The 21,670-nt window shown below is 71.0% G+C and carries 17 protein-coding genes; 9 read left to right on the forward strand and 8 right to left on the reverse strand.

What is annotated here, in order from left to right:
• Positions 1 to 6 precede the first annotated feature (6 nt).
• From FDM97_RS29725 to FDM97_RS29735, 3 genes are all read right to left on the reverse strand, one after another.
• A complete protein-coding gene (locus FDM97_RS29725) occupies positions 7 to 603 on the reverse strand; it encodes a hypothetical protein (RefSeq protein WP_254705799.1) in 597 nt (198 codons plus the stop codon).
• A gap of 123 nt (positions 604 to 726) precedes the next feature.
• Positions 727 to 993, reverse strand: a complete 267-nt coding sequence (locus FDM97_RS29730; RefSeq protein WP_137993575.1) for a hypothetical protein — start codon at positions 991 to 993, stop codon at positions 727 to 729.
• 109 nt (positions 994 to 1,102) lie between these two features.
• A complete protein-coding gene (locus FDM97_RS29735; protein WP_254705800.1) occupies positions 1,103 to 2,956 on the reverse strand; it encodes a conjugal transfer protein in 1,854 nt (617 codons plus the stop codon).
• 291 nt (positions 2,957 to 3,247) lie between these two features.
• Here FDM97_RS29735 and FDM97_RS29740 point away from each other — a divergent pair, with 291 nt between their 5' ends.
• From FDM97_RS29740 to FDM97_RS29770, 7 genes are all read left to right on the forward strand, one after another.
• Complete coding sequence (locus FDM97_RS29740; RefSeq protein WP_137993576.1) at positions 3,248 to 3,709, forward strand: hypothetical protein; 462 nt, start codon at positions 3,248 to 3,250, stop codon at positions 3,707 to 3,709.
• 55 nt (positions 3,710 to 3,764) lie between these two features.
• Positions 3,765 to 4,397 (forward strand): hypothetical protein, encoded by a 633-nt coding sequence (locus FDM97_RS29745; protein WP_137993577.1) that lies wholly within the window; start codon positions 3,765 to 3,767, stop codon positions 4,395 to 4,397.
• On the forward strand, positions 4,394 to 5,419 hold the full coding sequence (locus FDM97_RS29750; RefSeq protein ID WP_137993578.1) for a hypothetical protein: 1,026 nt from the start codon (positions 4,394 to 4,396) through the stop codon (positions 5,417 to 5,419). The genes FDM97_RS29745 and FDM97_RS29750 overlap by 4 nt, the downstream gene beginning before the upstream one ends.
• Positions 5,420 to 5,440: 21 nt before the next feature.
• Positions 5,441 to 6,142, forward strand: a complete 702-nt coding sequence (locus FDM97_RS36655; protein ID WP_254705801.1) for a DUF4913 domain-containing protein — start codon at positions 5,441 to 5,443, stop codon at positions 6,140 to 6,142.
• Between the two features lie 194 nt (positions 6,143 to 6,336).
• Positions 6,337 to 7,014, forward strand: coding sequence for a hypothetical protein (locus FDM97_RS29760; RefSeq protein WP_137993579.1), 678 nt, complete (start codon positions 6,337 to 6,339; stop codon positions 7,012 to 7,014).
• 6 nt (positions 7,015 to 7,020) lie between these two features.
• Positions 7,021 to 9,141 carry a peptidoglycan DD-metalloendopeptidase family protein gene (locus tag FDM97_RS29765; protein WP_137993580.1) on the forward strand — a complete coding sequence of 707 codons (2,121 nt, stop codon included), beginning with the start codon at positions 7,021 to 7,023 and terminating at the stop codon, positions 9,139 to 9,141.
• 23 nt (positions 9,142 to 9,164) lie between these two features.
• Positions 9,165 to 10,901: a type IV secretory system conjugative DNA transfer family protein gene (locus tag FDM97_RS29770; protein ID WP_137993581.1), complete on the forward strand. Its 1,737-nt coding sequence runs from the start codon at positions 9,165 to 9,167 to the stop codon at positions 10,899 to 10,901.
• A gap of 54 nt (positions 10,902 to 10,955) precedes the next feature.
• Here FDM97_RS29770 and FDM97_RS29775 read toward each other — a convergent pair whose 3' ends face one another.
• A complete protein-coding gene (locus FDM97_RS29775) occupies positions 10,956 to 11,519 on the reverse strand; it encodes a hypothetical protein (RefSeq protein WP_137993582.1) in 564 nt (187 codons plus the stop codon).
• Between the two features lie 62 nt (positions 11,520 to 11,581).
• Here FDM97_RS29775 and FDM97_RS29780 point away from each other — a divergent pair, with 62 nt between their 5' ends.
• Complete coding sequence (locus tag FDM97_RS29780; RefSeq protein WP_137993583.1) at positions 11,582 to 14,356, forward strand: hypothetical protein; 2,775 nt, start codon at positions 11,582 to 11,584, stop codon at positions 14,354 to 14,356.
• A gap of 149 nt (positions 14,357 to 14,505) precedes the next feature.
• On the opposite strand, the gene FDM97_RS29785 is transcribed toward FDM97_RS29780, so the two are convergent.
• From FDM97_RS29785 to FDM97_RS29800, 4 genes are read right to left on the reverse strand one after another with little or no spacing between them, the layout of a single operon-like run.
• Positions 14,506 to 14,904, reverse strand: coding sequence for an Imm7 family immunity protein (locus FDM97_RS29785; RefSeq protein ID WP_137993584.1), 399 nt, complete (start codon positions 14,902 to 14,904; stop codon positions 14,506 to 14,508).
• Positions 14,905 to 14,908: 4 nt separating this feature from the next.
• A complete protein-coding gene (locus FDM97_RS29790) occupies positions 14,909 to 19,753 on the reverse strand; it encodes a putative T7SS-secreted protein (RefSeq protein ID WP_137993585.1) in 4,845 nt (1,614 codons plus the stop codon).
• A gap of 3 nt (positions 19,754 to 19,756) precedes the next feature.
• On the reverse strand, positions 19,757 to 20,434 hold the full coding sequence (locus FDM97_RS29795; protein WP_137995106.1) for a hypothetical protein: 678 nt from the start codon (positions 20,432 to 20,434) through the stop codon (positions 19,757 to 19,759).
• A complete protein-coding gene (locus FDM97_RS29800) occupies positions 20,431 to 20,865 on the reverse strand; it encodes an SseB family protein (protein ID WP_137993586.1) in 435 nt (144 codons plus the stop codon). Before FDM97_RS29800 ends, FDM97_RS29795 begins: the two co-directional genes overlap by 4 nt.
• A 256-nt stretch (positions 20,866 to 21,121) precedes the next feature.
• On the opposite strand from FDM97_RS29800, the gene FDM97_RS36060 reads away from it, so the two are divergent.
• Positions 21,122 to 21,394, forward strand: a complete 273-nt coding sequence (locus FDM97_RS36060; RefSeq protein ID WP_175439277.1) for a hypothetical protein — start codon at positions 21,122 to 21,124, stop codon at positions 21,392 to 21,394.
• Positions 21,395 to 21,670: the final 276 nt, after the last annotated feature.

Consider the following 21,670-nt stretch of genomic DNA (forward strand, 5'->3'; position numbering starts at 1 on the left):
GAGGAGTCATCCTGCGGTCTTGGAGGGGGAGGGTGCGGCGGTGTGCGCCGGGGGTACGACCGATGCGGAGGATCCCGCGGGGTCGGCGTGCGCGGCGGGTGCGGGAATCGGGGGTGCCGTACCGCCGTACGACGAACCGTGTCGCGCGGCCTCGCTCAGCGCCTGCTCGTAACTCTGCTGCCAACGCCGCGAACCCGGCTGCCAGAGGATCACCTGCCAGTGCAGCTCCCCCGGCTCACGGTCGGCGGCCAGACCCTGGAGCCGCTTGGGCTGCCACCAGTAGTCGGCCCACACCACCAGCTGCTGGCTGAGGGTGAGCGCGGAGGGGAGCGGCCGGCCCCAGACGAAGTACACGCCGACGGGCGGCCCGAAGTAGAGCACCGACGTCAGTATCGACATGCCCAGGAAGGGCACGAAGGCGGAGAGGGAGAGCAGCGCCACCATCCACACCACACCGAAGCCGAACGCCGCGCCGAGCGCGGGCAACAGCAGTCCGGGGAGCGGGATGTTGCCCCAGTTCCAGATGCGCTTGGGCCGGTTGAGCAGATCCGTGTGGTCGTACGCGACCATCGGCTCCGGCTCGCCCGGTACTTCCTGCGCCATGGGTCACTCCCCTCTCTCTCGCGACCTCTCTCGACCTCTGCCGACCTCTGCCGACCTCTGTCGACCTGTGTCGACGGCCTGGTCCACTCCTTGGCCGGGACGGCACGGTCCCGGTCGGGTGGCTCAGCTACCGCCACCGCCACCGATCTGACCGCCGAGGCCGATCAGCACACCGGCGAGGCCGGTCGCGCCACCGATGATCAGGGCGGCCAGCGCGATCATGCCGAAGCCCTGGAAGGCCTCGCGCATGCCGTCGCCACGCTTCATGGACATCAGCATCCGGATGCCGAGGATGAGCAGGGCGATCACCGCGACCATCGTTCCTGCGTTGCGGAGGATCTCCTGGATCTCCGTGAACATGTCCTTCAGCGTCGTCGCTGCCAGGTACATGGGGTGTCCTTTCGTTCTGCGGAGTGCTGGGGTCCGCTCATGGGGGTGGTGAGGAGGGAACGGCCGAAGAGGCGGGGAGGGACGGGGAACCGGTGGTTCCCCGTCCCGACTACTGGCCGGCCGGCTTCGTGGTGGGCTTGGTCGCGGGCTTCGTGGCCGGCGGCTTGGCGGCGCCGGTGGCGGGCGGCGTGGTGGCCCCCGTGGCCGGCGGCGTGGTGGTCCCGGCCGCCGGGGTCTCCTGTCCCGGGGACGGGGAGGCGCTCGGCTCGTCGCCGGCGCCGCTCCCGCCCGCCGGATCGAGGACCGCGCCCCGCACGTCCTTGATGAACCAGCCCTGGGCGGTGTTCACGACGGTCAGCCGGTACGAACGCTTCACCTGCGGCGCGGAGGCCTCACCGGTGGCGTCCCCGGCACCGGCCCCGCCCCAGACGACCGTCACCCGCACCCGCACGGACTGCCCGTACTTGTACGTGATCGTGTCGCCGTCCTCCGTACCGGCCGGGGCCAGGGCCTCGACCGTCGCGACCTCGGGCGCGGACAGCGCGCCCGAGAGTCCGGAGGTCGCGGCGGCGGTGGCGTCGGGGGTCGTGAAGCGGGACATCGCGGTGGAGTCGGAGGCGCCCCAGGCCGTGAAGTAGCCGGGCATCACCTGTGCCTTGAGCTGGTCCGAGAGCACGTCGTCGACGATCTCGGCGTCCCGGTCGACCTCGGGCGCGGTGCCGCGGCCGGGCAGCGGCATCTCGCCGATGTCGCCGACGATCCGCAGCCCCGACCCGGTGGCCGGGTTCGCCACGTACACGGGGACGGAGACGGTGGTGACCCGCCCGGTCGACAGTGTGACCTGAACGCCCAGGTACCGGCCGTTCTTTCCGTACTCGGGAAGCTCTTCGACGCTGCCGTCCCAGGTGGCGGCCGTGACGGTCTGCACGCCCTGGCCGTTCCAGCCGCAGTCGCGGTCGACCCCGGACGTGGCGTAGCGGGCCAGCTCATCGCGGCGCTGTTCGGCCGTCTTCGGGTCGTACGTCAGACAGAGCGTCGCGTACTTCTCGGCGAACGTCCCCGCCGCCTGGGTCGGGTACTCGGTGAGCCGGTACCGCTGTACGTCCTTGGCGTCGAGGGCGGCGGTCGGCGCGGTGGAGGAGTTCCCGATCGCGATCCCGACGACGCCGCACGAGCCGAGGGCGAAGGCGCAGGTGGTGAAGAGGAGGGTGGCCCGCAGAGCGACGTGCGTGCCACGGCCCGTCGCGGGCAGTCGGCCACCGGGGCGGGGTATGTCGAATCCGGCACCCGTGGAGGAGGGTGAGGCGGACCCGGCGGCTGCGGGCGCCTGCCCGGAGACACGGCCGGACGCCGGTACGGAGGTGGCGACGGGCGCGGGCGTGCCGCCCGGGGCGGAGGCTGCGACGGGCGCGGGCGTGCCGCCCGGGGCGGAGGCGGCGACCGGGGCGGAGGCGGCGACGGGCGCGGGCGCCGGGGTTCCACCGCGCTTACGGCTCTCCCGTTCCGCCTTCTTCGCCTCGTACGCGGCCTTCCGCTCGGCCCTGGCCTGCTCGCGGCGGTCCTTCTTGTTCTGCTTCGCGGCGTCCGAGGACGGGCTCTGGCGCGGCGGAAGGGCCGGTACCGCGGCTTCGGCGGGCGGTACGGCGGCCTGCGGGGCGCGTCGCGTCCACGCGGCGGCCACCTGGGCGCGCGCGGCCTCGGACGCCATCGGCGGCTGGGCCGCCGCGGGGGCCGGAGCGGCCTGCGGGTGGGCCGCCGGGTAGCCGTACGGCGCCGGAGCCTGGGTCGGTTTCTGCTGGGCCTGCTGAGGCGGTTGAGCCTGGTGCGGCTGCTGGGCCTGGTGCGGCTGCTGCGGAGCGGGCGGCTGCTGCCCGGCGGCCATGTGAGGCGGCCCGAACTGGCCCGGCTGCGCGGGCGGTTGGTTTCCGCCGGCACCACCGGCGGGACTGCTGTGGTCCGTCATCGGCTCGGTCTCCCCCCGCGTGTGATCCCCTGATCCCCGGCCGGCCGGATTCGGACGCGGCGGGCCCTGGTGAGGCCAGGTGCGGAGGGCAGTGTGGCAAACGGACCGGACGGGAACACCGCCATTTCCTCGCCGAGGAAGGAGCGAGGAAAGCCGAGGAGGAGCGAGGAAAGCGGACGTGTCACGTGACCGACGCCTCGGGGCCCCGTTCCCGACGGCTCGGCACAATGCGGGGGTTGTGCCCGCGCGCCGGGCGCGCCGTACCGTCCCCGACCTTGCCAAGGACGAGAGTTGAGCGATCAGACACCCGCAGCACCGGCCGATCCGGCCGTGTCCTCCGCGACCGCCGCGCCCATACCCACGTACAACGCCCAGCACGCCTGGATCGACGGCTACGAACCCGGCAACCCCTGGCAGTCGCGCCTCTGCTTCCAGACCGAGTTCGGCACCGTCGCGTACCCCCTCACCCCGAACACGATGCCCGAACTCCTCGAGGGCCTGGTGATGGTGGCCCAGGAGCAGCAGGGCATCACGGGCGACCTCACCCAGGACGCCCCGGACATGTCCGACGGCCAGGCGGGCGACGGCACCTCCGACGCGTCGTCCGCCCAGAGCATCCACGACGGCCGCGCCGCCCGCCTGACGGGCTGGGCGGTGGTCCACGACCTGTGGGAACGCGAGGACCCGAAGGCCCGCCTGATCATGGGCGGCGTGGTGGTCGTCCTCCTGCTCATCGGAATCTTCCTGGCCTGACCGGGTTACGGTCGAGCCGGTGTATCGAGTGAGTGGATCGAACCAAGGAATCGAGATGCTGACAGAGACCACGAGGCGTACCCCTCAGGACCTGGTCGCCGAGCTGAAGGACGAGCTGGCGGTGGACTGGCTGCCGGCGTGGCGAGGGCTGCCTCAGCTTGGCGGGCCGGAGTTCCGGAGGCTCTTCGACTCATACGGCTGGGAGTACGAGGTCCCGGTCCATGAACGCGAGAGCGTGACCGTGCACACCCGCACGGGTGCCCACCTGACCATCGGACTGGGCACCCTCTGGGGCATCCAGAACGTGAGCCACTATGCGTGGCACGTGAAGGCCGGTGACCCGTCCGAGAACGGCGCCGTCCTCGCCCGCGCCGCCGAGGACTGGCCGGTCTATTTGAAGGCCGTCGAGTCCGTGCTCGGCGCGCCGACCTGGGCCGGACCGTGGGACGCGGCGGACTTCCCCGAGCCCCCGCACCCTGCGTACTGGCCCGACCGGACGTTCCGGCTCGAGAGCCGCCGGCCGTATCAGTTCGCTCACTGGGCGCCTGCCGGTGACGCACAGGGGCGTCCCCACATCATGCTGAGCCAGTCGGTGTCCTTTCCCACGTGGACCACGACCACACCCGGCGGATCCCGTCTGCATCTCGAACTCTGGGCTCCCGTCGAGTTCCTGTCGGCTCACGGATGACAGCGGCACCTCCCACGCAGGCGGAGATCGAGAACGCCCTGAGGCTTCAGGAGGAATTCGACCGGGGAAAGCCCGGCACCCCCGCCGAGGCCATGGCTGTGGCCTCTCGCATCTACGCCGACTGGCAGGCGGCCAGGGAGAACAACCCCCCGGACCGCCAGGTTCCTGACCTCCTGTCCTATGTTCGCGACCTGGCCGACAACGGAAGCGTCACCAACCCGGATCGCGGAATGATTCGCGCGTTCTGGTCGTACCGCTCGCAGCCGGAGGGGGCGCCGAGGGCAGTGAGGCACCAGTTCCTCGCGCAGGCCTGCGGGCAGACCAGGGGGTACCAGGTGCTTGAGGAGACTCCGGCAGGCGGACGGCTCGACTCGTACCACCTCTCGAATCCGCTCGTGCAGGCCGCGTTAGCCAAAGACTACGAGGTGGACGTGCAGGACGTGGCCAAGGTGAACAGCTACGCGTGGAAGACCGTTTCGGACCGCTACGCCCTGGCCGCCGAAGGGCCGGTGGTGATCTTCGCGACCGACATCACCGAGGGGTCCATACTCGGCGCGAACGAGATGCCGATCGTGCTCGCCCACGAGAAGGTCGGCAAGGACGCTGTGAGCTTCCCCCTGGAGATGCCCCGACACGAGCATCTCCCCCCGGAGATAGACGCGTTGATCGCGAACCCGCCCCTCCGGGCGCAGGTGCGCATGGAGGACCACGACCCCGACAAGTCGCCGAAGGACTTCGCCGCGAAACTCGCCGCCCTCGACATCCCCGAGAACCAACGGGAAGCGCACGAAGCCGCGCTGTGGCGGCTCTCGACCGCGAACACCTACGACGAACTCACCACACGCGCCGAACAGAACGCGATCCCGCAGCAGAAGACCTCCGCCTTCACCCCCGGCATGACCACCCGCCCCGCCTCCCGCACCGCAGCCCCCCGCGGCCCCACGGGACACGGCGTGTACAACCCGGCGATCGCACCGCCGGCACCCGCCCTCACCCCGGCACAGCCGGGTGTCGAACGCTGAACAGCAGGAGAAGCAGCCCTCATGAGCAGCGACAACGAATTCGACCGCATCGTGCAGGCCCTGGCGGAGAAGGCGGTGTTCTTCGCGGACACCAAGGCCTGGGACCCCATGCACATGAAGCTCACGTTCTTCCTGGCCGGCGCCCGCTCGTCCAATGAGGAGGACCATCGCAGCCGGCAGCTCCACGACTGGAAGGCCCGGCTGCTCGCCGCCCGCGCCGCCGGCGACGCGGCCGCCGACACGACCCTCCAGGCCGAACTCGGCGCCCTCGTTCTGGCCGAACTCCGCAACCGCGGCGACGCCCTGGAGCACCTGATCCAGGCCTTCCCGCTGCTCACCGAGTCCGCGGCGGCGGCCCAGCCACCGGAGGAGGCCGAGTTCTACTACGCGGACGTCTTCGCGTTCGTCACCGAGTACCTCTCCCCGATGGTCCGCCGCAGGATCAACGGCTCCTCCGCCACCTGGTGTCCCCGCTGGTGGGCGCACCCCGAGGCGGGAGCACGGCTGTCGGCGCTCTGGCTGGCGTGGGAGCAGCTTCGGCAGGAGCCGGGCGCGGCCATGTCCACGTGGTGGCTGCACCACGCGGACCCGCATCTGCGGGTGCTGATGGACCCGGACATGGGGCCGTTCGCAGCCTGTTCGCCGAAGGACGGGCACACGGCCTACCCCTTCGACCCGCTGCCGCTGGAGCCGTACGACGCAAGCCAGGACCCGCTGCTCTGAGAACCACGCGGGGAAGAATCGATTCCCCATGATGTCCGCCGACGTTCCTGCCTGCCTTTCCCCGGCTTCCCCCCGCCCGCTCCCCGTTTCCCTGCGCCTTTCCCCCACTTTCCCCGGCGAGGAAAACAACCGATCGACCGGCCGCCTCTCCCCCTACCGTGTCCCGGCAACCTGACTGAGGGAGGCCCGGGACGGTGGAGTCACCTGCCGACAACAAGCGAACTGCGGCACTCGCCCTGGCGATACTGGGGCTCCTGATGGTCGGCGCCCTCGTCGTGCTGACCGTCTTCGACGGGGACGACGAGTCCTCGGACGCCGGGGAGCCGGCCGTCACGAGCACGCCCGCGGACGGGAACACCGGGGCATCCGGATCCTCCGACGGCAAGCCCTCGGGCAGCGACGCCTCCGGCGCGGTCAAGCCCATCCTCACCCAGGCCGAGGCCGCCGCGGCGCACCAGCGGATGACCGAGTACATGGTCGGCATCAACACCTACACCCACACCGACGAGAGCGCCGCCTGGGCCGAGCCACTGCTCGCGCTGACCAACGGCGACCCGCAGCTGAAGCAGGACACGGCTCTGCCCACGGGCAAGGCGTGGGCGACCTGCGTGGCCACGCGGTGCGCCTCGCGCGGTACGGCCACCGTGCTCCGCGACGCGATGGTCGCCGACGATCTCGTACGCGGCGGTGGCAAGACGGTCTCCAGCCTCGTCGAGGTGAAGGCGACCCGGAGCGAGGACGGCAAGGAGACCGGTACGGAGACCAACTCCTGGCTCGTGACGGTCCGCGCCGGCGGCGGCAGTTGGCAGGTGTCCTCGGTCTCCCTCTTCGGCCTCGGCAACGTGGGCGCCTCCGACCAGGCGGGAGAGTAGGCACCGATGGTGGCTCCTGCCGTTCTCGCGGCCGCCGCCAAGGCCGCCAAGGTCGCCAAGGCGGCGAAGGCCGCCAAGGACGTCGCCCAGTCCGCACGTGGAGGCGGAGGCGGCGGCGGACAGGGCCCCGGCGGCGGGAAGAAGAGCAACCTCAAGCTGTGGCTGCTCCTCGGCGGCGGCGGACTGCTGCCGATCGGTGGCCTCGGCTTCGTCATCCTCGTCCTGATCGGCGGCCTGATCGGCGCCATGGGCGGCGGTGCCGCGGCCGCGGCCTGCGGTGACTACGGCGAGAACACCGAGGCCGGCAACACCGGCGACGCGGCCGCCACTTCGCCGATCATGCCGGCCGGCAAGGTGTACATGCCGAGTGAGACGGCCCGGCACGAGATACCGCCGAAGATGATCCTCGCCGCCATGCGCGCGGCCGCCCGCTACGACGGGCTCGACTGGACGCTCATCGCCGGACAGATGTACCAGGAGACCAAGTACGGGCAGGACCCGTCGGCGGCGCCCGGCGGCAAGAACAGCGCCGGGTACATGGGCATCCTCCAGTTCGGCACGCCGGCCTGGACCGACTACGGCGCGGACGGCAACGGCGACGGCAAGAAGGACCTGTACAACATCGACGACGCGGCCTTCGCCGCCGCCAACTTCCTGCACGCCCAGAAGGCGGAGACCAACGCCTGGAAGGCGCTGATGGTGTACTCGGGCTCCCGCCCCAGCAACACCATCTACATGCGCGTCGTCCTCACCCAGGCCGCCCGCTACCGGGGCAACCTGACCGGCGACAAGGACCTGATCCAGGACTGGTACGCGCATCTGAAGGCCACCGTCGAGAAGAACCCCGCCTTCCCCACGCTCGGACAGCAGTCGGACATCCCGGAGCCCGTCGGCAACAACGCGGACCCGACCACGGCACTGAGCATCCCGAGCTCCCCGGCCCGCTCCTGGTCCACGCCGCCGCTGAAGGGCGACGGGGCCACGACCACGACGGCGATGGCAGCCTCCTACCGGCTCCAGGACTCCCAGGGAGGGTCCGGCATGGTGCCGCTCTCCCTGGCCGCCGCACCGCTGGAGCCCGCGCCCGCGACCGGCAAGGACTGGCAGTGGCCGATGAAGGAGGGCACATACACGGTCGGCACCAAGTACCGCAAGACCGGCAGCATGTGGAGCCTCGGCTACCACACCGGGCTCGATCTGGAGGCCTCCGTCGGCACGGCCATCTACGCTCCGGCCGACGGCAAGATCGTAAAGGCCGGGAGCGGCGGCGCGTACGGCAACGAGACCCACATCGAGCACGCGAACGGCGTCATCACCCAGTACGCCCACCAGTCCCGGTTCGACGTCAAGGTCGGCGACCAGGTCAAGCGCGGCGACCGGATCGGGGCCGTCGGCGTCACCGGCAACACCTCCGGACCCCACCTGCACTGGGAGGTCCGCGTCCCCGGCGTCGACAACCCGTTCGTCGCGGGCCAGGACCGCGGGCCCGGCATGGTCGACCCCGAGGACTGGCTGAACGGGAAGATCACCGCCAATCCCGACTACGGCAGCGTGCCGGGCGGCGATGGCAACGGGCGGGACGCCGAGTTCGCCGAGTGCGCCAAGGGCAGCGGCGGAACCCCGGTCGCCCCCGACGGCGCCGGAGTGACGGGCGTCCTGCCCGACTCCGACGACCCGGTGGTCCGCGCGGCGCTCGGCTGGGCACAGCGGGGCATCGGCCTGCCTTACGTGTGGGGCGCGCCGCGCCTCCAGGGCGACAACCCCGTGTCGTTCGACTGTTCCAGCTTCACGCAGTGGGCGTACTACCAGGCGAGTGGCGGCAAGATCAACATCGGGGCGACGACGTACGTGCAGGAGGACAAGCTCGCCGCGTCCAAGGTCGACCTCGGGAAGACACAGCCCGGCGACCTGATCTTCTTCCGTCCCGGCCCCAACGGCTCGGAGCACGTCGGGATCGTCTGGGACCCGAAGGGCAAGAAGATCCTGCACGCGCCGCGTAAGGACAAGAACGTCGAGTTCAGCACCTGGGACGTACAAGGCGAGATCACCGGTGTGTTCCGGGTGCCGATCCCGGCCGGCACCAACCCGGCCGAGGCCGGCGGCGAGGGCGGCCACAAAGATGCATGACGTGAGGAAGGTCTGGAAGAAAGATGGCCGCTGAACAGAAGAAGAAGCCGCGCGCCGAGGACGACTGGACGTACGAGATAGCCGGTCTCGTCGCCGTCGTACTCGTCGTGCTGTGCGGCGCCTGGGGCGCCGCGTACCTCGGCGCGTCCTTCGACGACGCGCCGGCCCCGCCGGGCAACCCCTTCTCGTTCACCGTCGCCCTCGTGAAGGGCGACTACAGCTGGCCGGGCAGCGCGGCGAGCGCCGTCGCCGCCGGCGAGGCGCTGCTGCTCGGCATCCTCGTCCTCTGGGCCTACCGGCTGCGTCAGCGCGCGAAGCGGAAGCCGGACGTCGACGCGGCCGCCCGCCACCTCGCGCAGGGCGAGCAGCTCGGCAAGCTCACGATGAAGGGCGCGGCGGCCATCGCCGAGCGTCTCGGCGTGCTGAGCAACATCCCGGGCGTCTTCATCGGCCGCTCCGTACGGGGCCGCCAGCCGCTGTTCGGTTCCTTCGAGGACATGCACGTCGACATCTGGGGTCCCCGTACGGGCAAGACCACGCGTCGCGCGATCCCGGCGATCCTCGACGGCCCCGGTGCGGTCCTCGTGACCTCCAACAAGCGGGACATCGTGGACGCCACCCGCGGCCCGCGCCAGGCCCGCGGCCCCGTCTGGGTGTTCGACCCGCAGCAGGTGGCGACGGAGCCGCCCGCCTGGTGGTGGAACCCCCTGTCGTACGTCACCGATGTCGCCAAGGCCCGCAAGATGGCCGACCACTTCGCGTCCGGCTCGCGCGACCCGAACGCCTCCACCGACGCGTACTTCGACCCGGCGGGCCAGGACCTGCTCGCCAACCTGCTGCTCGCCGCGGCCACCGCGAACGCCCCGGTCACCCAGATCTACACCTGGCTGGCCAACCCCAAGGACGACACCCCGGAGCGCGTCCTGCGCGGCGCCGGGCACACGATGCCCGCCGACGCCCTGAACGGGGTCATCACCGCCCCCGACAAGCAGCGCAGCGGCATCTACGGCGTGGCCCAGCAGATGGCGTCGTGCCTGATCAACCCCGAGATCAACAAGTGGGTCACCCCGTCGGGTCCGGAGGACGCACGCCCCCGGTTCGACCCGCACGAGTTCGTCCGTACCGGAGGCACGCTCTACTCCCTGTCCCGTGAGGGCAGCGACTCGGCGGGCCCCCTGGTCACGGCCCTGACCGTGGCGGTGGTCGAGGCCGCCGAGGAGTACGCCACGACCCAGCGCGGCGGCCGGCTCCCGCAGCCCCTGGTCGGCGTCCTGGACGAGGCGGCCAACGTCTGCCGCTGGCGGGCCCTGCCCGACCTGTACTCGCACTACGGCTCGCGCGGCATCATCCTGATGACGATCCTTCAGTCCTGGGCGCAGGGCGTCGAGGTGTGGGGTGACCGCGGCATGGAGAAGCTGTGGTCCGCCGCCAACATCCGGGTCTACGGCGGCGGCGTGTCCGACACGCGCTTCCTCGGCGACCTGTCGGACCTGGCGGGCGAGTACGAGCTGCGCGAGTACTCCACGACCCGCGAGTCGGAGCACGGCCACTGGTCCGGCAACCGCACCGTGAACGAGTCCGTACGCCGCGAACGCGTCCTCCACGTCTCGGACCTGGGCTCGATGCCTCCGGGCCGCGCCCTGGTCCTGGCCTCCGGCACGAAGCCGGTCCTGGTCGAGACGATCCCGTGGTGGGAGGGCCCGCACGCCCAGTCCGTGAAGCACTCCCTGGCGACGTACGACCCGGGGGCGCGGCGCTGAGGGGCTGATCGCGACGGGGGCTTGAGCGGCGGGGCGGGGGCCCCGCCGCTGGGGTCACCGGGGGGCGTGCGGGGGGCGGCCGGCCTCGTCGATGTTGGCGAGGACGGCGCGCGCGTCCTCGACGTTGCCTTCGAGGATGTCGCGGTCGAAGTTTCCGGGATCACGCCGGTAGCGGGCCTTGCCCACTTCGGAGGTGAAGGCACTGGCCGGAATGGAATCCTGGCCAGGCGGAAGGAACTTGAGCATCTCCTCGAACGCCGCAACCGTGTAAGCCACCGCATCGCGCAGCTTGTAGTGCTCCGACTTCGGAGTGTTGAGGAGCTGGATTCCAGCGGATTGCGAGATGCGGGCAGCGACCTCGGCGAACTCCCCGGGGTCGATGATCTGTGACGGCTCGGATCCGCCGAAGGCGGGGGGCGGCGGGGGAATTTCCTCCGCCATGCGGAAGACGAAACGGCGGGTGTTACCGCACTGTCGGCAAGCGCCCTCGTACACCGCCACGATGTCGTCGCCGTGCTGTTCCAGCCGGTGCCGGCGGTCGAAGTCGCCGGATCCGCACTCGCAGGGGTGCAGATCCATGTACAGATGTGCTTCGAACGAAGAGCGCGCTGTCAACATGACATGATCCTACGGGCTGTTCGATGAATGCGTACAGGAAGCGTGCGGGGGAGGAGCATCACGTGGACAGGCCGGTCGATCCTCGCTTGCCGGCGGATGTGCTGTCGCCGGAGGCCGAGGAGGCCACCCAAAAGGACCAGTTGCGTGCGCAGCAGGCAGCACTCGTGGCAGCAGCCGGACGCGAGCTGAGCAATGTGGCTTCCGTGGTCCTGGGAGAGCGGTTCGGTTCGCTCCACATGAAACGGACGGAGGACCGGGCCCAGCGGGAGTATTTCGTCCTGCAGGACACCCAAGGCAATTCGGCGACACTCTGGGTGGATGCCATTCCGATGGCGACTGGCTCGATCGCCAATACGGTGACGAACACCGCCTCGGACCAGTACATCGTGCAGATATCCGATCGTCTGCCGAGCGAGCATCTGACCCGAGTTCTCGCCCACGAGGTGGGTGAACTCGTCGCCGTACGCGACCGGTCCAGCCAGGGGATGGCACCCGTACGCGAGAGCCTCCTGGAACAAGGAGCGGAATTCGGTGCGCGGAATGAGCTGTCAAGCCAGGACCACGGGCGCATCGGTGAACTGAACTGGCTTGCCGACCGTGCCGCCGACATGAGCCTTCCGGAACAGCAACGGACTGAGTCACGTGCCGAGCTCTCCGCCCTTCTCGACCATTGCGGTCTTCGACCGGTCGCCCCCATGGCCGAGCTGGAAGCACATGCGGGCGAGCTCGAAGCGGCCGAATCCCGGCGCTATGTGTCGAGGGATTTCCTCTCGTCCCATGCCAAGCGCCTGGTTCGAGATCTCGCCCGCCCCATCGAACAACTCGACCCCACCGACGCCGCCGCCCTCCAGGCCTCCCGGGACGCCGCCCTCCTGGCCCAGCGGCAGGTCGAGGCGTTCATCGGGCGCCGGAACATGACCATGCCCCTGCCCGGATACGACCAGAACGGGCTGCCGCTCCCCCGCGACCAGTTGGGGACCGCCGCCGAGCAGTGGGCCGACTACCGCGCGCAGGTCAGTGACCGGACCGTGCAGGCGTTGGAGGGCCGGCTGGCGGCCCAGCAGATGCCGCTGCGCCAGGTGGTGATCGGCGGCGGGGCGAGCCTGACCGGGCGCAACCCGGAGGCGTTGCTGGTGGACGGCGCGGGCCGGTGGCACCTGGACCCCGGGGCCGGGATCGTGCAGTCGGCGGACCAGGACCGGGACCTGGCGCAGTGGATGGGCGTCGACCCGTACCAGGCTGTCGAGGACCCCAGGCAACGGGTGCCGATCGAGGCGGTACGGCTCTGGGAGGACCAACTCGCCACCCAGGGCGACGTGGTGAACGGCCACGCCCGGCTGAGGCTCGGCCGGAACGGCGAACTGCTCGCGGAAGTGAGGCCGTTCGACCAGGACGGCAAGGCGAGCGCGAAGCCCCTGTGGGTGGCGTGCGACGGGACGCCCAGCATCGCGACCGGCCTGACGCCGGAGGTGGTCCCGGGGATGGAGCGCGGCGCCTCCGGGGTGGAGAGCCGCGGCGAGGCCGTACGGCTGATCTGCGAGCGGCTGCGGGACCTGGAGGGGCAGGGCGTCACCGGAGCGGCGGAGCTGCGCGCGTCGCTGACCCAGGCCGAGCGGGGCGGGGCGGACACCGCGACGGTGTTGGACACTCTGGAGCCCTCCCCTCTGCGGGAGGCCCTGAAGGCGGGCCTTGAGGACGGGGCGGCCACCCGCATGGACAACTGCTTCATCGCCCTCAAGGCGACCCAGAAATGGGAGGCCGCGCGCGAGGCGGCACCGGGGCGGGCGCTCATGGGCGACGAGGTCGCCGAGAACCGCTTCGACCCGGGGGACGCGAAGCACTGGATCATCGCGGGTTCGGGCGGCACCGGTGTCGCCAACGCGGAGATCATCCTGAAGGAGAACCCTCACGCGAGGGTCACGATCGTCGGCCGCATGCCGCCCCCGCCCGCGCTGGCGCACCAGGTCCAGTACCCGGCCATGGAGCGCAAGCACGTCGCAAAGGAGGGAGGAGACGGCCGCCTGACACTGATCAACGCGGACGTGAGAGCGATCGACACCTACCGGGACGAGAACGGCCGGACCTGCTTCCGGGTGCCCTACGTGGACGAGAAGACCAAGGAAAGCAAGACGCTCGAGGCCGACGGCTACGTCGCCAGCCTGGGCCGTACGAACCCCCTGCCTCCCGCGTTGCAGGTGCTCGCCAACGAGGTGCGGGACCTCGGGGGAGAGATCGACGGCGACCTGCTGTTCGACAAGGACGACCAGTACATCGGCTACGGACTGACCTTCCGTACCAAGGACGGCCGGCAGCACCAGGTGGACGTGGACGGCGCGGCCTCCTGGCAGCTTCCGCGTGAGGTGTTCTCTCCGGGCACCCAGGGGCAGTTGAACCAGATGGGCGCCCGCGCACTGCCGGCCGAGACCGGTAACGCCTCGCCGGGCTTCTCCCCCATCGCCCGGCAGAGCGCGCTGCGAGCGCGTGCCGTGGCGGCGGCGCAGGCGGGTGACGAGCACGCCGTACAACGGCTGGCAACCGTCCCGGAACGCTGGAAGCGGCCGGAACGGCCGGAACCGACCGCGGAGGCCGAGCAGCCCGGAGGCGGTCCCGGCACGCCGCCCCCGGCCCCCGCACAGACGGCCGAGGTCCCCCGCCGGCCGGCACCCCCCACCCCCGGACCGGCACCCGGCCGGGGCGCGCCCGACGCGCATCTGTGGCAGCTGGGCGTGCCCCAGGCCCGCAGGGCACGCCCAGCCGGCCCCGCCCAGCAGCCGCACCAGCCGCCACCGGACCACCACCGCCCGGGCCCCGGCCTCGGCCCGGGCATGGGCGACTGACACCGCGCCGCGGCCGGACACGCACACGGACACAGGCACGGGCACGGGCACGGGCACGGGCACGGGCACGGAAAGGGCCGGACTCGGCAGAGCCCGGCCCTTTCCGTGGATCGACCAGACCGGGCCCGGACGGCATCCGGGAGGAGGGCTCAGTCCTCGATCACCGGATTGCACGGCGAGAGGAACGGATCCAGGCGCTCCTCGACGACCCCCCTGCGTATGACCCGTACCCGGAACGCGTTGTCGGCGTTCGGGATGTCGCCTTCGTCGGAGCGGTCGTGGAGCAGCCCCCACGAGCCGGGGAAGCGGCGCGCGATGTACGCCACCAGTTCGTCCAGCTGCCCGGCCTCGTAGCCGATGTGGTTCGTGTGGCCGGTGGCCGTGACGACGTCGAGCCCGTTGAAGACGTCGAGCGCGACCTTGCAGCTGGAGGACCACTGGACCGCGTCGATCCGCGCGCGCAGCTCCTCGATGCCCGCCCTCAGGGACTGCGAGTCGTCCTCGTACGGGTCCTCCGAGATACCGAACCAGCCATGGAACTCGTACATGCCCTCACTCCAGCGGAGTCGTGTCGATCACCGGCTCGACGCCGTACCGGCGTCCGTACTCCTGGAGCTTATCGATCACGCCTGGTCCGGGCGGTCCGTCGAACTGGAAGTACGGCGTGCGGCCACTCTGGATCGCCGCCTCGAACGTGGCTTGCGCCTGCTTGCGGAACTTCTTGTTCAGGGTGAAGTCCGCGGGCTTCGCCTGGGCCACGTACTCGTCGCTGATCGCGTCGAACTCGCGTCCGTCCGGGTCGTTCGCGAACCGCCTTCGGGGCTCTCCGCCGAGCTTCTCGGCCAGCTTGTCCGCGTCGGCGTCGGGCTTGTTGACCTCGATGAGGTCGCCGAGCCCTCCGTTGTCCTCGTACGGCGCGAGGCCCAGCGGATCGCTGAACCGGTGCGGGTTGTGCACGTACGCCGTCGGGTTGGGCGCGGGCGCGAGGCCCAGCGGGTCGGGCGTGGTGTACCGGGCGGTCTGCGGGTCGTAGTAGCGGTGGTGGTTGTAGTGGAAGCCGGTCTCCGGGTCGAAGTACTGGCCGGGGAACCGCAGCGGTGTGTACGCGGACGCGTCGGCGTTCCACGTCGTGATGCCCCACAGCGTGGTGCGGCTCTGCCAGGCGACGCGCCCGTCCTCGTCGATGAGCTCGGTCGGGGTGCCGATGAGGTCGGTCGCGATCGCGAAGAACCGCGCGTCGATCTCCCGCTGGGTGGCCGCGTCGGTCAGCCGTTCGGTCTGGGCGACAGGGGTCAGGCCCTCGTGGTCCCAGCTCAGCGTGGTGTGGTGGGGCAGCTCGCCGGGGATCTCCGTGGTCTGCTCCGCGAGCACGGGACCGTCCCAGACGAAGCGCGTGCGCTCGGCCACCGCCAAGCCGTCGGCGACCGCCAGGCCGTCGGCCACCGCCAGGCCGTCGGCTACCTCGCCGTCGGCCGCCTCGCCGTCGGCCACCGCCATGCCGTCGGCCGCCAGGCGCTCCTTGGCGATGCGCTCCTTGGCGATGCGCTCCTTGGCCGTGCGCTCCTCGGCCGTGCGCTCCTCGGCCATGCGCTCCTTCGCGATGCGCCGGCCGAGCGGGTCGTACCGGTAGCGCCACAGAGTGCCGTCCGGGGTCCTGACCTCGGTGAGCCGGTCCTCGGCGTCGTACGCGTACGTCCACACGTCACGCTTCTTCGACAGCCGGGTCTTCGTGCGGCGGATCAGCCGGCCGGCCTCGTCGTACACGTAGCGGTTGGCCCCGGCCTCCGTGATCCGGGTGCCGGTGTAGGAGCGCCTGCCGCGCGCGTCGCCACTCGCGTGGCGGTCCGGCCAGGCGGCGGAGATGGTGTTGCCGCCGCTGTCGTACGCGTAGGACTCGGTCCACTGGTCGGCCGTGACGGCGGTGACCCGGCCCGTCGCGTCAAGACCGAAGCGGCGCGGGCCGCGCAGGGCGTCGTCGACCGCGACGAGATGGCCGTCCTCGCGGTACGCGTACGTCCGCAGGTTCAGCCGGTGGCCGCCACGCGCGATCTCCTGGGCGGTGAGCCGGCCCGCGGCGTCCCAGTCCGACGTCAGCGTCAGCGTCTCCCCGACGCTGCGGGTCAGCTCGCGCCCCGCGGCGTCACGCGTGAACACGATGGCGTGGCCCGCGACGGTCAGCGCGGCGGCACGGCCCGCGCTGTCGTGCGTGTACGAGGTGACATGGCCGCTCGGGGTGACGCGCCGGGTGCGGCGCCCGGCCGCGTCGTAGGAGAACGACAGCGCACGCCCGTCGACCAGTTCGGTCTTGACGTGGCCCCGGCGGTCGTACGTGTACGTCAGCTCCGCGTCGGGCCCGATGGCCCGCAGCAGCCGGCCGGCGGGGTCGTACGCGTACGTCGTCACGGCGCCGCCGGCGTCCTTGCGGACGACCCGGCCGAGCACGTCCCGCTCGTAGCGGACGGCCGCGCCGAGCGGGGTGGTGCGGGTCAGCACCCGGCCGAGCGGATCGACGTCGTAGGCGACGGTGCGGCCGTCGAAGTCGGTCTCGGCGACGAGGTTGCCGGCCGCGTCGTAGGTGTAGCTCCACCGCAGGCCCAGCGGGTTGCTGACCTCGGTGAGGCGCAGTTCGGTGTCGTGCGTGAACTCGTGGCGGGTGCCGTCCGGGTCGGTGCGAGCCGTGAGCAGGTCGAAGTGGGTGTACTCGAAGGTCGTGGTGCCGCCCTCGGGGTCGGTGTGGCTGAGGCAGTTGCCCTCGCCGTCGTACGTCCACGACTCCACGGCCCCGTCCGGGCCCGTGAACCGCGCGAGCCGGCCCTCAGGGGTCCACTCGAAGCGGGCGGTGCCGCCGCTCGGTCCGGTGCGCTCGGTGATCCGGCCGAAGGCGTCCCGCACGTACGACGTCGTACCGCCGTCCGGGGCCGTCTGGGCCATGAGAAGGCCCGCGGCGTTGTGGCGCAGCAGGGTCGTGGCGCCTGGGGGTCCCCCCGCTCGCGGGGGAGGGCCGGTGACCGAGGTGACGTGGCCGAGCGCGTCGTGGGTGTAGCGGGTGGTGCGCCCGGCGGGGTCGGTGACCGCGACACGGTCGCCGCGCTCGTCGAACTCCTGCTGCCAGCGCAGCCCGCCCGGCTGGACCAGCTCGACCGGGCGGCCGTCGCTGCCGTAGGCCGCCGTCTGCACACTGCCGTCGGGGCGGGTCGTCGAGACGAGACGACCCTCGTCGTCCCAGCGGAACTCGGTGCGCGCGCCGAGCTGGTCGGTACGGGACAACAGCCGGTCGTCGCGGTCGTAGGCGTACCGGATCGTCCCGCCCGTGGGCCAGGTCTCGGCGACGACCTGGAGGTGGCTGTTGACCGTGTAGCGCCAGGTGTGGCCGAGGGAGTCGGTGACCGTGGTCGTGGTCAGGCCGGTGTCGGGGTGCGGGTCGCTGTAGTGGAACTCCGAGGCCAGATGCCCCTCGACACCGGTCTGGGACACGCACCGGTCCCTGTCGTCGTACACGAAGCTGTAGCTGGAGCCGTTCGTGTCGGTCCAGGCGAGGATGCGGCCTTCGGTGTCGTAGGCGAACCGGGTGGGAATGCCGGAGGACTTGGTGACCTCGGTGAGATGGCCTTCCTCGCTGTATCCGTATCGGGCGATCTCGGTGCCGCCGAGGCTCAGCGAGGTGATCCGGCGGTTCTCCGTGGTGAACGTGAGGCGGTAGCCCCCCGAGTGGGTGAGGGCGAGCGGGGCGCCGTCCTCGTCGTACTCGGCGGTGATCGTGCGCCCGTTGCGGTCGGCGATCTCGGCGAGCGGCGCGGAGCCGTCGTCTCCCGGCTCGGCGCCGGGCGGGGCGAGAAAGTGCCGGACGATGCCCGTGTTCGGATCGGTGAGCGTGTAACTGCCGTCGGTGTGCCGCTCCAGCGGCCAGCGCGGCCCGGCCTCGGGGAGCACCGGCGTGCCGGGGGCGGGGTGCGGATACGGGACCAGCAGGTTGTCCTCACCGTGGAAGACGACACCGATCGGGTCGACGGTCAGGCGCTGGTCGATCGTCGAGGACCAGCTCTCGCCGAACCAGCGGCCCGCCCGGTACGAGGACTCGAAGTCCCTGCGGAACAGCAGCGGCAGGCTGCCCGGCAGCAGCACGTCCTCCTGCGGCAGGAACATGCGGCCGGTCGCGAAGTCGACGGGCTCACGGCCGCACTGCTTGCCGTCGGGCCTGCGGACGGTCTCCCTGAGGTCGTCGGCGCGGCGCGCCTTGGCGGCGTCCGCGAGCTCGTCCGTGAGCCTCACGCCCTTCACGGCCGCTCCGGCGCCCGCCGTCGCGGCGGTGAGGATCGCGTCCGGCACAAGCGTGCCGAGCCCTTCCGCGGGGTCCTTCATGAAGTTGTCCAGCATCTGCTTGCCGGTGCCCCAGGGATCGTTGGCGACCTGGACGAGTCCGGCGACGGTGCTGTTGAGATTGGTGACGTACTCGGCAGGATGCGTGATGTTGTACGGGTCCAGCGGATTGACGCCCCGGACGAAGTTCACGATGCCCGCGGTGCCCTTGACCGCGCCCATGGTGAAGTGGGTCTTCATCAGTTCGAGCTCGTCGAGCCCGTCCTTCAGCTGTTCGCCGTAGGAGGGCTTGGGCGGGGCGGCGTCCCGGGCCTTCTGCACGGCTTTGCGGGCGGTCTCGGCGGCGGTGTTCCGCTGCTTGCGCGCCTCGGCGAGGATGTCCTGCGCCTCCTGCATCTTCGCCTTGCCGGGGTCGGAGAACTCGCCCGGCTTCGCCGGCAGTGTGGCGGGGTCGCGCTTGTCGGCGGGCGTCGCGTTGTACTTGTCGACGGCGTTGTTGTAGTCGTCGACCTTGTTGTTGTGCGCGTCCAGGGCGTCCGCCGAGGCCTTCGTGCCTTCCTTCCACTTGTCGATCGCGAGCTGCGCCTGGCTCTGCGCCCAGGTCACCGTGTCCGCGAACGACTCCAGCGCCTTCGCCGCCCCCTCGAACGCGTCCGCGCCCTTGTACCACTTGGGCGGTTCCAGTTTCACCGTCCTGCGGAACGCGTCCGCCGCCTGCCCCTGCAGGGAGTCCGAGTCGAGCCCTTCGAGACCGAGCCCGACGTCGTTGAACGCATTCGTGAAGTCGCGCAGGTGGGACGCGGTGGAGCGCAGCTTGCTCGGCGAGCCGTAGACGAGCTTGGTCTTGTCCTCGGTCTGCCCGAGGTCCATCTCGTCGACCTCGGCGCCCATCCTGTTCGCCAGTGAACGCGACTGCTCGCGCACCCAGTCCGCACCGGACTCCCAGCCGACGTCCTCGAGCCGGTCCGCCGTCCAGTTGCCGGCGTCCTCGACGCGGTTGCCGACCCACTCGACGCCGTCCTCGACCGCGTCCTCGACGACATCCGGCGTGATGTCACTGACGAAATCCCCGATGCCCATACGTCAGTTCCCCCCGCCGTCGTTCCGCGGCTGTTGTTCCGGCTCTTGTTCCTGCTGCTGGGCGCGCTCCTCGGGCGACGGCCCGAAGGTGTCGTCGACGGCCTCGTCGAACTGTTCCTGGTCGATGCCGAGGAGGTCGTTCAGCATCCGCGACCGCTCGCCGCCCTGCCCCTCGGTGAGCAGCGAACGCCCGGTGTCCTTCCAGGTCTGGGCCATCTCGTCACCGGCGCGGTCCCACGACTCGGAGCTCCAGTCCGGGTTCAGCGCGTCCGGTGTGAACACATCGCCCCAGTCCTGCTTGGCGATGTCCTCCTCGGAGGCGTACGGGCTGCCGCCGGCGATCGAGTTGACGCCGAACTTCAGCGAACTCTGGACGTACTGGTCCTCCTCCCACAGCACGCCCGCGGCCAGGCCAAGCTTCGCCGCGATGGTGTTGGCGTCCTGGACCAGCGCCCGTACGCCCCACTCCCACCGCTCGCAGAAGTCCTCGAAGTCCACGGACAGGCCGTGGTGCCCGGCTTCCATGCCGGTCATCGCCAGTTCGGAGAAGCCCTTGCCGAGCACCGCTCCGGTGCTCGTACCGATCTCCTTCAGCTCACCGACCGCGTTGCGCAGGCCCTGGGTGAGCCGCTGGACGGTGTAGTTGTCGATACCGAGGTCCTTCGCCCCGTCACCCATCAGGCGGCACCCCCTGCGAGCTTGTCCGGCGTGTCGACGGCGGCCTCGTCCGGAACGATGCCCATGGCGGGCGGGAAGAGCATGGACCCGTCGGGGTCGGCGACGTCGACGGCGATGCCCGCGGGCTCGCCCATCGCCGGGATGATCTCGTCGAGCAGCCGGGCGCCGAGCAGTTCGGCGTACTCCCAGGGCCGCGCGCTGTCCTGGGCGTTCCCGGACTCCCGCGCCCGCGACCGCGCGAAGCGGGCGAGGGCCTCCTCGCCGGTGAACGCGAACACCCAGCGCACACCGCCGAAGTGCCCCGTCCACAGCCCACCCCGGTCCAGCGGCACGAGCACCCGGGCCCGTCTCAACTCCCCGAGGAGCGCCCGCGGATCGCCCGTCCCGGCCCGCCGCTCGGCGATCTGCTCGGCGAGCGCAGTCTCGTCACGCACTTCATTGCCTCCCCGACATCGACAACAACGCGCTTTCCCAGAAAACCACGCCCCACCCACACCCGACGGTTCCCGGCCACTGCCCCACGGGGAAAGGGCTGAGTGCCGCCTTTGCGAGAACCTGGCCGAGGGCGTACGCAGGGGCCTCGCCGAGCGACCATGGGCCCGTCGGGGCAGGGACGTCCCGCTCGGTCGTCAGCGCGACGGCGTCACCAACCTCTCCCTGCTCGCCGCCGTCGCCTCTACGATCCGGCGCATGATCAAGCTGACCTGGGCCCTGGTGGCCGACCGCATGGACGAGTGGACCGGTGAAGACGTCGCAGAGGGCGTGGCCGTGCTCGAAGCGAAGGTGGGTGCGGTCGTCGACGCGAGCGGGATGCAGGAGCAAGCCGTACGACACTGGCGTACCGACTTCCTCTCGCCCGTCGTCGAGTCGCTACGTACGGAGGGAGCAGCCGCACTCGCACGGGGCGAGTCCTGGAGTAAGGCGGCCGGGCCATTCCTGGCGTGCGCGTCGCCAGTCGCCTGACTCACACCACCTTCGGCGCCAGTTCGCAAGGTCGAGGACAGCCTGCCACTCCTCGACCGAGGCCCTCAGAAACGAGCACGTCCGGCAGCGCGCCCACCAGATCAGGGTCAAGGAACCCTCTGACGTCATCCCGCACCAGGTCAGCCACTCCCCCATCCTGTCCGGCACCGCTTCCCCATGCGTGCCGGGCTTCCGTGCCCCTCCCCAGGTGCGCCCTTCGTTCTGTCCGGCCTCATACGGCACCCCGGAAGCCCCAGCTCTGAGCACGTGCAGATC

Origin of the sequence: Streptomyces vilmorinianum (assembly GCF_005517195.1) — a bacterium.
Lineage (GTDB): Bacteria > Actinomycetota > Actinomycetes > Streptomycetales > Streptomycetaceae > Streptomyces > Streptomyces vilmorinianum.

Excerpts from the sequence above, each read along its gene's own strand:
- FDM97_RS29725 (WP_254705799.1), bottom strand. The coding sequence starts at position 603 with ATGGCGCAGGAAGTACCGGGCGAGCCGGAGCCGATGGTCGCGTACGAC.
- FDM97_RS29730 (WP_137993575.1), bottom strand. The coding sequence starts at position 993 with ATGTACCTGGCAGCGACGACGCTGAAGGACATGTTCACGGAGATCCAG.
- FDM97_RS29735 (WP_254705800.1), bottom strand. The coding sequence starts at position 2,956 with ATGACGGACCACAGCAGTCCCGCCGGTGGTGCCGGCGGAAACCAACCG.
- FDM97_RS29745 (WP_137993577.1), top strand. The coding sequence starts at position 3,765 with ATGCTGACAGAGACCACGAGGCGTACCCCTCAGGACCTGGTCGCCGAG.
- FDM97_RS29750 (WP_137993578.1), top strand. The coding sequence starts at position 4,394 with ATGACAGCGGCACCTCCCACGCAGGCGGAGATCGAGAACGCCCTGAGG.
- FDM97_RS36655 (WP_254705801.1), top strand. The coding sequence starts at position 5,441 with ATGAGCAGCGACAACGAATTCGACCGCATCGTGCAGGCCCTGGCGGAG.
- FDM97_RS29765 (WP_137993580.1), top strand. The coding sequence starts at position 7,021 with ATGGTGGCTCCTGCCGTTCTCGCGGCCGCCGCCAAGGCCGCCAAGGTC.
- FDM97_RS29770 (WP_137993581.1), top strand. The coding sequence starts at position 9,165 with ATGGCCGCTGAACAGAAGAAGAAGCCGCGCGCCGAGGACGACTGGACG.
- FDM97_RS29775 (WP_137993582.1), bottom strand. The coding sequence starts at position 11,519 with ATGTTGACAGCGCGCTCTTCGTTCGAAGCACATCTGTACATGGATCTG.
- FDM97_RS29785 (WP_137993584.1), bottom strand. The coding sequence starts at position 14,904 with ATGTACGAGTTCCATGGCTGGTTCGGTATCTCGGAGGACCCGTACGAG.
- FDM97_RS29790 (WP_137993585.1), bottom strand. The coding sequence starts at position 19,753 with ATGGGCATCGGGGATTTCGTCAGTGACATCACGCCGGATGTCGTCGAG.
- FDM97_RS36060 (WP_175439277.1), top strand. The coding sequence starts at position 21,122 with ATGATCAAGCTGACCTGGGCCCTGGTGGCCGACCGCATGGACGAGTGG.